Consider the following 14,162-nt stretch of genomic DNA (forward strand, 5'->3'; position numbering starts at 1 on the left):
AACCAGGGAGCACCTCGTGGCAGAGCGGCCGGCCCGGCAGGGACCCAAGGCCCAGGGGGCGCGGGTCGTGCGCACCGAGCAGATCACGCCCCACATGGTGCGGGTGGTGCTCGGCGGCGAGGGCCTCGCCGGCTTCGCCCTCTCCGGCTTCACCGACCACTACGTCAAGCTGTGCTTCGCACCGCGGGGCGCGGACTACGCCCACCCCTTCGACATCGCGGCGATCCGGGAGAGCCACCCGCGCGAGCTGTGGCCCACCACCCGCACGTACACGGTCCGCGCCTGGGACCCGGTGGCCCGCGAGATGGCCGTCGACTTCGTGGTGCACGGCGACGAGGGCCTGGCCGGCCCGTGGGCGCGGCGGGCCCGGCCGGGCGATCAGGTGACCTTCCTCGGCCCCGGCGGCGGGTACGCCCCGCAGCCCTCGGCCGACTGGCATCTGCTGGCCGGCGACGAGAGCGCGCTGCCGGCGATCGCCGCGTCGCTGGAGCAGATGCCGGCCGGCGTGCCGGTGCACGCGTTCGTGGAGGTGTCGGACGCCTCCGAGGAGCAGAAGATCGTGACGCCCGACAAAGTGGCCGTGACCTGGCTGCACCGCGGGGACCGGCCGGTCGGCGAGGCCCTGACCGCCGCCGTGCGGGGGCTCGACTTCCCGCCGGGCGAGGTGCAGGCGTTCGTGCACGGCGAGGCCGGCTTCGTGAAGGAGATCCGCCGCCATCTGCGCGTGGAGCGCGGGATCCCGCTCGCGCGGCTGTCGATCTCGGGCTACTGGCGGCAGGGCAAGGACGACGACGCCTGGCGCGCGGTCAAGCGCGAGTGGAACGAGCAGGTGGAGCGCGAGCAGGAGAACGGCGGCGCGCCGGCGGCCTGAGGGCGGTCCCGGCCGGCACGCGACCCCGCCGTCCGCGACCGCGTCCGCCTCGGCCCGTACGCGACCCCGTACGCGACCCCGTACGCCGCACCGCGCGGCGGACGGGGTCGCCCGCGTACGGCCGGCGTCCGGAAGGGGGGCCGGAAAGAATCGCGCCGATCCGACCAATCCGCCCGACCACCGGCTCCGAATCACACCCGGAATCGATCAGCGCCCCGGGGAGGAACCCGCGTGAAGGAAGCCGTACAGCTCAGCGGACTGCCATCCCCGGAACCCGATCTCCAGGAGCTCCTGGTGCTGGTCGCGCGCGGTGACCAGGACGCCTTCGCCACGGTGTACGACGCGGTGTCCGGGCCCGTCCTCGGGCTGGTGCGCAGCGTGCTCCGCGATCCGGCCCAGTCGGAGGAGGTGGCCCAGGAGGTCCTGGTGGAGGTCTGGCGGACCGCGCCGCGGTTCCAGGCGTCCCGGGGCAGCGCGATGAACTGGGTCCTCACCCTCGCGCACCACCGGGCCGTGGACCGGGTCCGGTCGGCCGAGGCCGCCGCGGCGCGGGAGCACCGGGCCGCGCTGCTCGACCGCACGCCCGCCTTCGACGAGGTCTCCGAGCAGGTCGAGACCCGGCTGGAGCGGGAGCAGGTGCGCCGCTGCCTGCGGACCCTGTCCGACCTCCAGCGCCAGTCCGTGACGCTCGCCTACTACCGGGGCCTGACCTACCGTGAGGTCTCGGAACTCCTCTCCGTGCCGCTGGGCACCATCAAGACACGACTGCGCGACGGCCTCATCCGGCTGCGCGACTGCCTGGGGGTGAACGCGTGAGCACCGCCGAACTGCACACGCTGACCGGGGCCTACGCCCTGCACGCGCTGCCGGAGACCGAACGCCGCGAGTTCGAGCGGCACCTGGGCGACTGCGCGGCCTGCGCCCAGGAGGTACGGGAGCTGTCCGCCACGGCGGCCCGGCTCGGGCTGGCCGCCGCCGAGGCCCCGCCGCGCGAACTGCGCGACCGGGTGCTGCGGGAGATCACGACCGTACGCCAGGAGGCCCCGGCCGCCCACGGCGGACCGGTGCGCACCGGCTCCACCGGCCGCCCCGGCCGCTGGACCGCTTTCGCGCTGGCCGCCTGCGTCGCGGCGGCAGCCGCCCTCGGCGGCGTCGCGGTGTGGCAGAACCAGGTGGCCCAGGACGCCCGCCAGGAGGCCGACCAGGCCCAGCAGCGGAACCGGCTCGTGGCCCAGGTGCTCTCCGCGCCGGACGCGAGGACCGCGTCGGGCGAGCTGGCGGGGGGCGCGCGCGGCTCCGTCGTGGTATCCAGGAGCGAGAACCGCGCGGTGTTCCTGGCCTCGGGCATGGGCCGTCCGCCGAGCGGCAAGGTCTACCAGCTCTGGTACAACGACGGGGGCGCCATGCGGTCCGCCGGTCTGATGGATCCCTCGGCGAGCGACGACGCGGTCCTGCTGGACGGGCCCGTGGACCGGGCGTCCGGCATGGGCGTCACGGTCGAGCCGGCCGGCGGTTCCGCCGAGCCGACCTCCTCGCCGCTGGTCCTGATGGACTTCCCCGCCTGACCCGGCGGCCCGCCTCCCGGCGGCCGGCGCCGTGACCGCCGGCCGCCGGGTCCTCCCGTATCCACGAAGCCCGCAAGGAGCATCCGTTCCATGAGTGTCGCGGTGGTTCTCTTCACCTCCGACCTGCGTCTGCACGACAACCCGGTTCTGCGCTCGGCGCTGCGGGACGCGGACCGGGTGGTCCCGCTCTTCGTCCGGGACGACGCCGTCCACCGGGCCGGATTCGACGCGCCCAACCGGCTCGCCTTCCTCGCCGACTGCCTCGCGGACCTGGACGCCGGACTGCGCCGCCGGGGCGGCCGGCTGATCCTGCGCCGGGGCGAGGTCGCCGCCGAGGTGCGCCGGGTGGCCGTGGAGACCGGCGCGCGGTCCGTCCACATGGCCGCCGGGGTGAGCCGTTACGCGGCCCGGCGCGAGCAGGAGCTGCGCGAGGCCCTGGCCGGCACGGGCTGCGGGACACGCGTCCACGACGCGGTGGTCACGGCGCTTCCGCCGGGCCGGGTGGTGCCGACGGGCCGCGACCACTTCGCCGTGTTCACCCCGTACTTCCGGCGCTGGGAGGCGGCGGGCATGCGGGGGACGCTGACCGCGCCCCGCGCCGTCCCGGTGCCCGACGGCGTCGCGGGCGAGCCGCTTCCCGCCCGGGACGACGTCGAGGGCGTCTCCCCCGGCCTCGCCGCGGGCGGTGAGGAGGCGGGACGCAAGCTGGTGGCGTCCTGGCTGAACGGGGCGGTGGCCGACTACGTCGAGGGCCACGACGACCTGGCCGGGGACGCGACCTCGCGGCTCTCCCCGCACCTGCACTTCGGCACCGTCTCGGCCGCGGAACTGGCGCACCGGGCCCGCGAGAAGGGCGGCCCCGGAGCCGAGGCGTTCGTACGCCAGCTGGCCTGGCGCGACTTCCACCACCAGGTCCTCGCGGCCCGACCCGACGCCTCCTGGTCCGACTACCGCCCCCGCCACGACCGCTGGCGCCACGACGAGGACGAGATCACCGCCTGGCGGACCGGGCGCACGGGGTTCCCGTTGGTGGACGCGGCGATGCGGCAGCTGGCCCACGAGGGCTGGATGCACAACCGGGGCCGGATGCTGGCCGCGAGCTTCCTGACCAAGACGCTGTACGTCGACTGGCGGGTCGGCGCCCGGCACTTCCTGGACCTGCTGGTCGACGGCGACGTCGCGAACAACCAGCTGAACTGGCAGTGGGTCGCCGGCACCGGTACGGACACCCGGCCGAACCGGGTGCTCAACCCGGTGATCCAGGGCAAGCGCTTCGACGCGCGCGGCGACTACGTACGCCGCTGGGTGCCGGAGCTGGCGGAGCTGGACGGAGCCGCGATCCACGAGCCGTGGAAGCTCCAGGGCCTGGACCGGGCCCGGCTGGAGTATCCGGACCCGGTGGTGGACCTGGCCGAGGCGCGCGCCCGGTTCGAGCACGCGCGCGGTCTGGACTGAGCGGGCGCCGGGGGCCCGGCGGCCCCCGGCGCTCCGTCAGGCCCGGCGCGGCGGACGGGGGAAGAAGCCGCTGGTGCGGGCCGCGTACGCGGCGAAGCCGGGCCGGTCGGCCATGTGCCGCTCCAGCAGCGCGGCTCCGCTGCCCCGGGTCAGCAGGAAGCTCATGACCAGGGGGGCCACCACGGTCGCGGCGGCGACCGCGGGCTGTTCGCAGACGACGAGGAACAGGCCCCACCAGACGCAGAAGTCCCCGAAGTAGTTCGGGTGCCGGGTCCACGACCACAGGCCCCGGTCCATGATCCGCCCCCGGTTGGCGGGGTCGGCCTTGAACCGGGCGAGCTGCTGGTCGCCGACCGCCTCGAACACCAGCCCCACCGCCCACAGGGCCGTGCCCGCCCAGGCCCACCACGTGATCGGCCCCGTGAGGTACTGGGCGGCCTGCACCGGCAGCGAGACCAGCCAGACCAGTGCGCCCTGGAGCAGGTACACCTTGCGCAGGGCGTACAGGTCGGGGTGGCCGGGGGCCTTGGCGAGCATCTTCGCGTAGCGCGGGTCCTCGCCGTGGCCGCGCCCGCGCCGGCCGATGTGCACCGCGAGCCGCAGCCCCCAGACCACGGTCAGCGCGGTCACCAGCAGGCGCCGCCCGCCGTCGCCCTCGCCGGCCGACAGTCCGTAGGAGACCAGGGCGACGGCGGCGAAGGCGATGCCCCAGGCCACGTCGACGACACGGTGGACGCCCTTGCGCAGGGCGACGCCGAAGGTGGCCAGCATGACGGCGAGGGCCGCGCCGGCCGTGGCCGCGAGCCCACTCGCGAACGCGGCCCAGGCGAAGCCGCTCACGTCCGCTGCTCCGCGGCGGCCGGTCGGGCGGTGGTGGTCACGCGGTCTCCTCGCGGGTCAGGAGCAGTTGCTGGACGTCGAGGTAGCCGGAGCGGAAACCCGCCTCGGAGTAGGCGAGGTAGAAGGTCCACATCCGGCGGAAGACGGCGTCGAAGCCGAGCGCGTCGACCTCGGCGGAGCGCTCGGTGAACCGCTCGCGCCACAGCCTCAGCGTCTCCGCGTAGTGCGCCCCGAAGCGGACGCGCCGCACGGTGCGCAGCCGGGTGTGCGCCCGGGTGACGCGCTCGATCGCCTCGGTGGAGGGCAGCAGTCCGCCGGGGAAGATGTACTTGTGGATCCAGGTGTACGTGGAGCGGCTGGCCCGCATCCGGTCGTCCGGCATGGTGATGGCCTGGAGGGCGATCCGGCCGCCGGGGGCGAGCAGCCGGTCCAGGGTGCGGAAGTAGACCGGCCAGAACTCCTCGCCGACCGCCTCGATCATCTCGACGCTGACGATGGCGTCGTACGCGCCGGTGACCTCGCGGTAGTCGCAGAGCCGGACCTCGACGCGGTCCTCGAAACCGGCCTCGCGGACGCGGGTGCGGGCCAGTTCGCGCTGTTCGGCGGAGAGGGTGACGGTGACGACCCGGGCGCCGCGGGCCGCCGCCCGGACGGCCAGTTCGCCCCAGCCGGTGCCGATCTCCAGCAGGGCGGTCCCCTCGCCGACCCCGGCGGCGTCCAGCAGCCGGTCGATCTTGCGGTGCTGGGCGGCGGGCAGCAGGGCCTGCTCGGCGGGGAAGCCCCGGAAGACCGCGGAGGAGTAGGAGAGCGTCCCGTCCAGGAAGAGGGCGAAGAGTTCGTTGGAGAGGTCGTAGTGGTGGCTGATGTTCTCCCGGGAGCCCTCGGGCGTGTTCGTCTGCGCGGCCGGCCTGCGCAGCGCCCAGACGCCGCGCAGGCGTTGCAGCGGGCGGGGGACGAGGTCGGCGGCGTTCTCCGCGAGGACGGTGAGGACGCCGACGAGGTCGGGGGCGTCCCACTCGCCCGCCATGTAGGACTCGCCGAAGCCGATGAGTCCGCTCGCGCCGATGCGGCGGAAGAAGGCGTCGGGGTCGCGGACGTCCATGAGGGGTCCGCCCAGGCCGATGTCCTCGACGCCGGCGAGCCGGGCGCGCAGCGGCAGCCGGGCGAGGGCGCGGCGCACGACGCGCTCGGCGGCGGCCGTCCGGACGCGGGAGGCCCGGGGGAGGGCGACGACGTCGGGCCAGCGTGCCGGGTCGGTGACGGGGGTCTGCTCGGCCGGCAGTTCGGAGGTGGGCGCGGTCACTGCATGCCTTCCTGTGGGCGGTGGGAGGGACGGGGGCGCACGGGGAGTCCGCGCAGGTGGAGCCGGACGCCGTGCAGGCGGATTCCGGCGGAGACCAGGAGGGTGGACCAGGGGTGGCGCAGGGCCAGTCGCAGCAGCGCCCGCCCCGAGGCGGCGGTGCGCTCGCCCCGGACGGTCGCGGTGAACGGACGGCCGCCCTCCCGCTCCAGATGGACGGTCAGGTCGAGGCGGGCGCCGGGTTCGGGCAGCCGCATCCGGTAGGCGCCGTCGACCGGGAAGAACGGCGAGACGTAGAACTCCTTGCCGGTGGAGGCGCGGTCGTCGCCGTCCGGGTGCAGCAGGTATCCGTGCCGCTCGCCGTAGGTGTTGTGCACCTCGGCGACGACGCAGAGCGGGCTGCCGTCGGCGCGGCGGCACCAGTAGACGGTGAGCGGGTTGAACACGTGGCCGAGGACCCGGGCCTGGGCGAGCATGGTGACGGTGCCGTCGGCGAGGTCCACCCCGCGGGCGCGCAGGAACCGTTCGAGGCCGGCCCGGATGGTCGGGGCGGTGCCGCCGAAGTGGTCGCGGGCCTCGAAGCGGGCCAGCGGTCGCAGGATCCGCGGCAGTCGGGGCGGCCGGTCGGGGTCGATGAACCACAGGTAGGTGCGGTGCCGGAACGCGTACCCGGTCGGCCGGGTCCGTACGTGCGTGATGGTGCACGGGTAGAGGGCGCTCACCACGCGACCCCCAGGGCAGCGGCGGCGAGGACGCCGGAGCGGCAGCCGTCCTCGTGGAAGCCCCAGCCGTGGTACGCCCCGGCGTAGGCGGTCACGGGGCCCGACAGAGCGGGCAGCCGGGCCTGGGCGGCGACCGACTCCGGTGTGTAGACGGGGTGTTCGTAGACCATGCGGGCGCGTACGGAGTCCGGGTCGACGCGGTCGGAGCCGCCCAGCGTGACGACGAAGGTCTCGGGGGCGTCGAGCCGTTGCAGCCGGTTCATGTCGTAGCTGACGGTGACGTGGTCGGCGTCGGCGGCGCAGGAGGGCATCAGGTAGTTCCACGAGGCCCGCGCTCCCCGGCTGCGGGGCAGCAGCGCGGTGTCCGTGTGCAGCAGCGTCGGGTTGCTGGAGTACCGGAACGCGCCGAGCGTGGCGCGTTCGGCGTCGGTGGGGTCGGCCAGCAGCCGCAGCGCCTGGTCGGGGTGGGTGGCGACGACGATCGCGTCGTACCGGGCGCTGTCGCCGTCCTCGGTGACGAGTTCGACGCCGTCGGCGTGGCGGATGACGGCCCGCACCGGGGTGCCGGTGCGTACGGCGGTGAGCTGCTTGACGACGCGGTCGACGTACTCGCGCGAGCCGCCCGTGACGGTGCGCCAGACCGGCGAGCCGCCGACGGCGAGCATGCCGTGGTGGGCCAGGAACCGGAAGAGGTAGCGGGCCGGGTAGCGCAGGGCGGTGACCGGGTCGCAGGACCAGACGGCGGAGACCATGGGCGTGAGGAAGTGGGCGCGGAAGTACGGGGAGAAGCGACCGCGTGCGGCGAACTCCCCGAGCGTCAGGTCGCCCTCGCCGCCGGGCAGCTCCAGCAGGGCGCGGGCCGCGCGGTGGAACCGCAGGACTTCGCCGAGCATCCGCAGGTACGGGCCGCGCAGGGCGGACCGCGGCTGGGCGAAGAGCCCGGCGGGCCCGCGCGCGCCCGCGTATTCGAGCCCGCATCCCTCGCACCGTACGGACATGCTCATCTCGGACTCCTGGGTGGCGACGCCCAGTTCGTCGAAGAGCCGCAGCAGGTGCGGGTAGGTCCGCCGGTTGTGCACGATGAACCCGGAGTCGACGCGGTGCACCCGGCCGTCGGACGCGCCGAGGTCGTGGGTGTGGGCGTGGCCGCCGACGCGGTGGTCCGCCTCGTACAGCGTCACGTCGTGCGCCTTCCCGAGGATGTGGGCGGCGGTCAGCCCCGCCACTCCGCTCCCCACCACGGCTGTCCGCCGCCGCTCCCCTGCCATGCCGGCTCCCTCCGGTCTCCCGTACTGGTTCGGAGCGGTATCGCGGTGCTCCTCGCAGGGGATTCGTCACCGGCGGCCGGAAGGATTGGTCGATCATCGACTGTGCTCCGATCGGGTGAATGACGGCCGCCGGCCAATCCGGCGGCGGGCGGGCGCCGAATCACCGTCGTGAGAGCAGATCGGAACGACTCGCCGGCGGGCGGGGCCCTGGCGGCCCGGCCCGGCACCGGTCCGTCTCCCGCGGCTGGGGAGACGGACCCCGTCGGCCGTCCGGCGCTCTCGGCCGCCGCGGTTCGGGGATCGCGGCGGTCACAGCGGCGGTCCCGGCCTCCGGCCGGCCGGGGCCGCCGTATCACCCGCTCGTCCCGCTCCGCGCGGGCCGCTCCCCTCCCCGGTACCGCCGGTACCGCTGATCCACCGGCACGACTGAGCGCCGTTCAGCTTCGCTCAGGACCTTCGATCCAGGAGAAGACCACCATGAACTCCCGCCTCTTCCGCCGCGCCGCCGTCGCCGTGTCCGCCGCGGTCGTCCTGCCGCTGGCCCTGACCGCCTGCTCCTCGGACGGCTCCTCCAAGGACTCCGCGGCCGGTTCCGCCCCGAGCACGGCCCCGTCGGCGAGCAAGCCGGCCGGCGACTCGATGACCATGAACGAGCCGTTCGGACCGGCCTGTTCGTCGGTACCGAAGCAGGGCGCCGGATCGTTCGACGGCATGGCGAAGGACCCGGTCGCCACCGCCGCGTCGAACAACGAGGAACTGTCCACGCTGGTGGCCGCCGTGAAGGCGGCCGGACTCGTCGACACCTTGAACACCGCTCAGAACATCACGGTGTTCGCACCCACCAACGCCGCGTTCGCGAAGATCCCGAAGGCCGACCTGGACGCCCTGCTGGCGAACAAGGCCGAGCTGACGAAGGTGCTGACCTACCACGTGGTGGGCAAGAGGCTGACGCCGAAGCAGTTGGCGAACGGCTCCTTCGAGACGCTGGAGAAGGGCGAGCTGACGACGGCCGGCTCGGGCGTGTCGTACACGGTGAACGACTCCGCCAAGGTCGTCTGCGGCAACGTGCCGACCGCCAACGCGACGGTCTACATCATCGACTCGGTCCTGATGCCCCCGAAGTAGCGCTTCCGGTCGAGGGGCGGGGCGCCACCGTACGCGGACACGGCCGGACCGTGTCCGTACGCGGTGACGCCCCGCCCTTCGCCGTGTCCGGCCGAGCCGGCTCTACAGGCCGGGGTCCAGGAAGGGCGTGGCGAGGAACCCGGCGAGGGTGGTCAGGGCGATGACGCCCGCGAACAGGACCAGGATCGTCCGGCCCCATCGCCCCTCGCCGTCGGCCCGGACCACCGTGCCGGGGTCACGCGGGTCGTAGCTGACGTCGATACGGAGACGGCCGCTCGTGTCGGAGTGCATCCGCGTGTTCCCCTCCATGACGGGATGCGTGACGAGCGAGACGAGCACGCTCATCGCGACGATCGCGAGCACGGCCCCGGCCGCGAGGCGCTTGAGCCGTCGATCGCCCGGAGCCCCCGGCGGGAGCGCGGTGTTCACGGCCTGGGTGAGCGTGACCTCGACGGCCCGCCGCTCGGCGCGGACCAGCGCGATCGCCGGGAAGGGGATGCGGGGCTCCCGGTGCGCTCGCAGGCGGAGGCGACGCGCCACGAAGCCGATCGAAGGATTATCGGATAAATCTACCCATAAGGGACGGATAAGAGCAGAATGGGAGAGGAAACCGCCGCAGACTCCCCCGCGGCGGTCCCCGAGAGAACCGAAGGAGACGAATCTCATGAGCAACGTCTCACACGCCCGGAGTGACCTCACGGGTCACCCCGACGCATCGGAGATGCGCGCGCGGTACGACCGCGTGATGGGCGGCCGCGACGTGGCGCTGGTGGACGGACCGGTGTTCCTCGTCGGCCTCTTCTGCGCCGTCTCTCCGTGGGTGCTCCACTTCACCACCAACCAGCCCTCCCTGGTCACGAGCAACCTGATCATGGGCATCGCCGTCGCCGTGCTGGCACTCGGCTTCACCGCCATGCCGGAGCGGATGTACGGCCTGAGCTGGGCGATGTGCGCCATGGGCGCGTGGATCATCGTGTCCACCTGGGTGGTCGGCAGCAGCCCGGACACCGGAATCATCATCAACAACGTCATCGTCGGAGGATTGACAGCCCTGTTGGGGATGGTCTGCGCCGGGGTAGCGCTCAGAAGCCGAAAGACCTGACCGCGGCGCCCACGACGTCCGGCGAGCAGGGGCGGTCGCGGTGCGCGGAGGCGCGGACCGGCGGAGCAGCTCCGCCGCCCCCGGCCCCCGACTCCGCCCGCACCCTGCTCCCCGGTCATCCCACGGAGCTGTACGCCACCACACCCCGCAACACGGCGTCGACCGCCTTGCGGGCGCTCTTCGCCACCGAGCTCTCCCTGGCGCCTCCCTCCCGGGGAGCCGCCGCGGCCACCTGGCCCAGGACGTCGATCACCTGCTTGCACCACCGGACGAAGTCGCCGGCGGGCATCTCCGCCTCGCGCAGCACCTCGTCCAGCGTCCGCCCGGAGGCCCACATGTAGACCGCCCAGGCGAAGCCGAGGTCCGGCTCGCGCTGGCCGACGCCCTCGGTCTGGCTGATCCGGAAGTCCTCCTCCAGGGCGTCCAGCCGGCCCCAGATCCGCACCATCTCGCCCAGCGCCGTCCGGGCCGGGCCCGACGGCAGCTTGGGGGCGACGGAGTCGTCCGTCTGACGCGCCTCGTACACCAGTGCGGAGACACACGCGGCCAGCTCGGCCGGGTTCAACCCCTCCCAGACGCCTTCCCGCAGGCACTCGCTGGCCAGCAGGTCCAGCTCGCCGTAGAGCCGCGCCAGCCGGCGGCCGTTCTCCGTGACCTCGTTGCCGCGCAGGTAGTCCAGTTCGGTGAGCAGCGCGACGATCCGGTCGAAGGTCCGGGCGATGGTGTTGGTCCGGCCCTCGATGCGCTTCTCCAATTGCCGCGTGTCGCGCTGCAGCCGGTGGTAGCGCTCGGCCCAGCGGGCGTGGTCCTCGCGCTCGTCGCACCCGTGGCAGGGATGCGCCCTCAGCTCCGTCCGCAGCCGGCTGATCTCCCGGTCGTCGGCAGCGGCGGCCCGCTGCTTGCGGTGCCGCTCGGGGACGATGTGCCCGGCCTTCGTCCTCAGCGCGGAGGCCAGATCACGCCGGGACTGCGGCGAGCGCGCGTTGAACGACTTCGGGACCCGCATCCGCTCCAGCGCCTCCACCGGCACCGGGAAGTCCATCGAGGCCAGCCGCTTGACCTGCCGCTCGGCGGTCAGCACCAGCGGACGCGGCCCGTCCTGCTGGTCGAAGCCGCGGTGGCCGTTGGCGCGCCCGGCCGGCAGCCCCGGGTCCAGCACCAGGGCCAGCCCCGCGAACTTGCCGGTCGGCACGTGGATCACGTCGCCGGGCTTCAGCCTCTCCAGGGACGAGGCGGCGGCGGCCCTGCGCTGGGACGCGCCCTGCTTGGCCAGCTCCGTCTCGCGGTCCTTGAGGTCGCGCCGCAGCCGCGCGTACTCCTCGAAATCCCCGAGGTGGCAGGTCATGCCCTCCTTGTAGCCCTCCAGGCCCTCCTCGTTGCGCTGGACCTGGCGGGAGATCCCGACGACGGAGCGGTCCGCCTGGAACTGGGCGAACGAGGTCTCCAGCAGCTCCCGCGAGCGGTGCCGGCCGAACTGCTGCACCAGGTTGACCGCCATGTTGTACGACGGCCGGAAGCTGGAACGCAGCGGATACGTCCGCGTACCGGCGAGCCCGGCCAGCGCCGTGGGGTCCATACCGCGCTGCCACAGGACCACGGCATGGCCCTCGACGTCGATGCCGCGCCGTCCGGCCCTGCCGGTGAGCTGCGTGTACTCGCCCGGGGTGATGTCGGCGTGCTGTTCGCCGTTCCACTTGACGAGCTTCTCCAGCACGACCGAACGGGCCGGCATGTTGATGCCGAGCGCCAGCGTCTCCGTGGCGAAGACGGCCTTGACCAGACCCCGGACGAACAGCTCCTCCACGACCTCCTTGAAGGTCGGCAGCATGCCCGCGTGGTGGGCGGCGATGCCCCGCTCCAGACCTTCGAGCCATTCGTAGTAGCCGAGGACGTGCAGGTCCTCGGCCGGGATGGAGGCCGTCCGCTCCTCGACGATCTCCCGGACCTGACGCCGCTTGCCGTCGTCGTTGAGCCGGAGCCCGGCCTGGAGGCACTGCTGCACGGCTGCCTGGCAGCCGGCCCGGCTGAAGATGAACGTGATGGCGGGCAGCAGGCCCTCGGAGTCCAGCCGGTCGATGACCTCGGGCCGGCCGGGCGTCCAGATCCGGCCGCGCTGACGCCGTTCGCGCTCGCGGTCCGCCTCGCGCACCATCTTGCCGCGACGGCGCTCGCGCGGGTTGTAGCCCTGCTGGTTCTCCGTCCGGGCGAGGCGGACCAGATCCGTGTTGACCTCGCGGCGCCCGGCCCCGCGGCCCCCGTGGTCCGTCTCCTCCTCGAAGAGGTCGTACATCCTGCGTCCGGCCATGACGTGCTGCCACAGCGGCACCGGCCGGTGCTCGGAGACGATGACCTCGGTGTCCCCGCGCACGGTGTCCAGCCAGTCGCCGAACTCCTCGGCGTTGGACACGGTCGCCGAGAGGGACACCAGCGTCACGGAGTCCGGCAGATGGATGATCACTTCCTCCCAGACCGCGCCGCGGAAGCGGTCGGAGAGGTAGTGCACCTCGTCCATCACCACGTAGCCGAGTCCGGACAGCGCCTGCGAGCCCGCGTACAGCATGTTCCGCAGGACCTCGGTGGTCATGACGACCACGGGTGCGTCGGAGTTGACGCTGTTGTCGCCGGTCAGCAGGCCGACCCGGTCCGCGCCGTACCGCTTGACCAGGTCGGCGAACTTCTGGTTGGAGAGCGCCTTGATCGGCGTGGTGTAGAAGCACTTGCGCCCCTGGAGCAGCGCCAGATGCACGGCGAACTCGCCGACGATCGTCTTGCCCGACCCCGTCGGGGCCGCGACCAGCACCCCCTTGCCGGCCTCCAGGGCCTCGCAGGCCTCGATCTGGAACGGGTCCAGTCCGAACTCGTACATCTCGCGGAAGGGCCCGAGGGCCGTCGCCATCTCGGCCGCACGGACCCGAGACGCCTGGTATCGCTCAGCTGGTGAGAGGTCCTCTGTCATCTTGGCCACGAGCCTACCCGCCGCCTCCGACACTCAGCCGATCTTTACCCGCCCCGGACCTCACCCGGTGAGCACCCGTACGGCCCCGGGCACGCAGGTGGCGGTGAGCGGCAGCGCGCCCAGCGGTTCGCCGTCCGCGTACGCCGTCACCCCGGCCGCGGCCAGCTCGACCGAGGAGGCGCGGTGCACGGTGACCGCCGGGTGGGTCAGGTGGGTGCCCCGGTAGACCTTCGGGAACACCGTGAGCAGCGTGGCGCGCGTGCACTCCCCCACCACCGTCACGTCGAACAGCCCGTCGTCCATGACCGCGCCCGGGCAGATGCGCATGCCGCCGCCGTACGTCGTGCCGTTGCCCACGGCGATCAGCGTCGCGTCGACCTCCCGCACCCGACCGCCGTCGAGCCGGATCCGGTAAGGGATCGGCCGGAAGGCGGCCAGTTCGGCGAGGATCGCCAGGTCGTACTTGAACCGGCCGCCGGCCCAGCGCATGCGGTTGCCCCGGTCGTTCACCCGGGAGTCGAAGCCGGAGGCGAGCACGGAGCCGAACCAGCGCGTGCCGACCCGCCCGAGGTCGATGTCCCGGTGGCTCCCCTCCTTCAGCGCCCGCGCGGCCAGCCGTCCGGCGGCGGCCGGGTCGCGGACCGGCAGGCCGAGCGCGCGGGCGAAGTCGTTGCCGGTGCCGACGGCGACGACGCCGAGCGGGGTGTCCGTCCCTGCGACCGCCTGGAGGGCGAGGGACACCAGTCCGTCGCCGCCCACGGCGACGAGCGCCCCGGTGCCCGCGGCGACGGCCCGGCGGGCCCGGTGCAGGGCGTCGTCGGCGTCCTCGCCGAGGACCGTACGGACGGAGAATCCGGCGTCCCGCAACGCGGAAGCGGCCGGCTGCGCGGCGTGCGCGCCCCGGCCGCTTCCCGCGGTGGGATTGACGAAGAGGGTGATCTCGCTGGTCACCCGCCGG

At 73.6% G+C, this 14,162-nt stretch carries 13 protein-coding genes; 6 read left to right on the forward strand and 7 right to left on the reverse strand.

Annotation, left to right across the window (positions count from 1 at the left end):
* The first annotated feature begins 16 nt into the window (after window positions 1-16).
* The 4 genes from EES43_RS04305 (at window position 17) to EES43_RS04320 (ending at window position 3,891) form a co-directional block, all read left to right on the forward strand.
* Window positions 17-871, forward strand: coding sequence for a siderophore-interacting protein (locus tag EES43_RS04305; RefSeq protein ID WP_124267437.1), 855 nt, complete (start codon window positions 17-19; stop codon window positions 869-871).
* Window positions 872-1,102: 231 nt separating this feature from the next.
* Window positions 1,103-1,687: a sigma-70 family RNA polymerase sigma factor gene (locus EES43_RS04310; protein ID WP_124267438.1), complete on the forward strand. Its 585-nt coding sequence runs from the start codon at window positions 1,103-1,105 to the stop codon at window positions 1,685-1,687.
* A complete protein-coding gene (locus EES43_RS04315; protein ID WP_124267439.1) occupies window positions 1,684-2,436 on the forward strand; it encodes an anti-sigma factor in 753 nt (250 codons plus the stop codon). Before EES43_RS04310 ends, EES43_RS04315 begins: the two co-directional genes overlap by 4 nt.
* Before the next feature lie 90 nt (window positions 2,437-2,526).
* Window positions 2,527-3,891, forward strand: a complete 1,365-nt coding sequence (locus tag EES43_RS04320) for a cryptochrome/photolyase family protein (RefSeq protein ID WP_124267440.1) — start codon at window positions 2,527-2,529, stop codon at window positions 3,889-3,891.
* A 36-nt stretch (window positions 3,892-3,927) separates the two neighbouring features.
* On the opposite strand, the gene EES43_RS04325 is transcribed toward EES43_RS04320, so the two are convergent.
* Genes EES43_RS04325 through EES43_RS04340 form a run of 4 tightly spaced genes read right to left on the reverse strand, consistent with a single transcriptional unit; the run spans window position 3,928 to window position 8,021 of the window.
* Window positions 3,928-4,731 (reverse strand): DUF1295 domain-containing protein, encoded by an 804-nt coding sequence (locus tag EES43_RS04325; RefSeq protein WP_124267441.1) that lies wholly within the window; start codon window positions 4,729-4,731, stop codon window positions 3,928-3,930.
* Between the two features lie 37 nt (window positions 4,732-4,768).
* Complete coding sequence (locus EES43_RS04330; RefSeq protein ID WP_124267442.1) at window positions 4,769-6,034, reverse strand: SAM-dependent methyltransferase; 1,266 nt, start codon at window positions 6,032-6,034, stop codon at window positions 4,769-4,771.
* Window positions 6,031-6,753, reverse strand: coding sequence for a DUF1365 domain-containing protein (locus EES43_RS04335; RefSeq protein ID WP_124267443.1), 723 nt, complete (start codon window positions 6,751-6,753; stop codon window positions 6,031-6,033). The genes EES43_RS04330 and EES43_RS04335 overlap by 4 nt, the downstream gene beginning before the upstream one ends.
* Entirely contained in the window at window positions 6,750-8,021 is a 1,272-nt protein-coding gene (locus EES43_RS04340; protein ID WP_124267444.1) for an NAD(P)/FAD-dependent oxidoreductase, read from the reverse strand. The genes EES43_RS04335 and EES43_RS04340 overlap by 4 nt, the downstream gene beginning before the upstream one ends.
* A 477-nt stretch (window positions 8,022-8,498) precedes the next feature.
* Here EES43_RS04340 and EES43_RS04345 point away from each other — a divergent pair, with 477 nt between their 5' ends.
* The gene (locus EES43_RS04345; RefSeq protein WP_124267445.1) at window positions 8,499-9,146 is read left to right on the forward strand and encodes a fasciclin domain-containing protein; all 648 of its coding nucleotides are present in this window, start codon (window positions 8,499-8,501) and stop codon (window positions 9,144-9,146) included.
* Window positions 9,147-9,248: 102 nt separating this feature from the next.
* Here EES43_RS04345 and EES43_RS04350 read toward each other — a convergent pair whose 3' ends face one another.
* Window positions 9,249-9,686 carry a hypothetical protein gene (locus EES43_RS04350; protein ID WP_124267446.1) on the reverse strand — a complete coding sequence of 146 codons (438 nt, stop codon included), beginning with the start codon at window positions 9,684-9,686 and terminating at the stop codon, window positions 9,249-9,251.
* Between the two features lie 124 nt (window positions 9,687-9,810).
* Between EES43_RS04350 and EES43_RS04355 the strand changes: the two genes are divergently transcribed.
* Complete coding sequence (locus EES43_RS04355) at window positions 9,811-10,248, forward strand: SPW repeat protein (protein WP_124267447.1); 438 nt, start codon at window positions 9,811-9,813, stop codon at window positions 10,246-10,248.
* Window positions 10,249-10,363: 115 nt separating this feature from the next.
* Here the strand turns inward: EES43_RS04355 and EES43_RS04360 are convergent, their stop codons facing one another.
* A complete protein-coding gene (locus EES43_RS04360; RefSeq protein WP_124267448.1) occupies window positions 10,364-13,204 on the reverse strand; it encodes a DEAD/DEAH box helicase in 2,841 nt (946 codons plus the stop codon).
* A gap of 60 nt (window positions 13,205-13,264) precedes the next feature.
* Window positions 13,265-14,155 carry a diacylglycerol kinase gene (locus EES43_RS04365; protein ID WP_124267449.1) on the reverse strand — a complete coding sequence of 297 codons (891 nt, stop codon included), beginning with the start codon at window positions 14,153-14,155 and terminating at the stop codon, window positions 13,265-13,267.
* Window positions 14,156-14,162 lie beyond the last annotated feature (7 nt).

The organism is Streptomyces sp. ADI96-02 (genome assembly GCF_003846185.1).
In the GTDB taxonomy this organism is placed as follows: Bacteria; Actinomycetota; Actinomycetes; order Streptomycetales; family Streptomycetaceae; genus Streptomyces.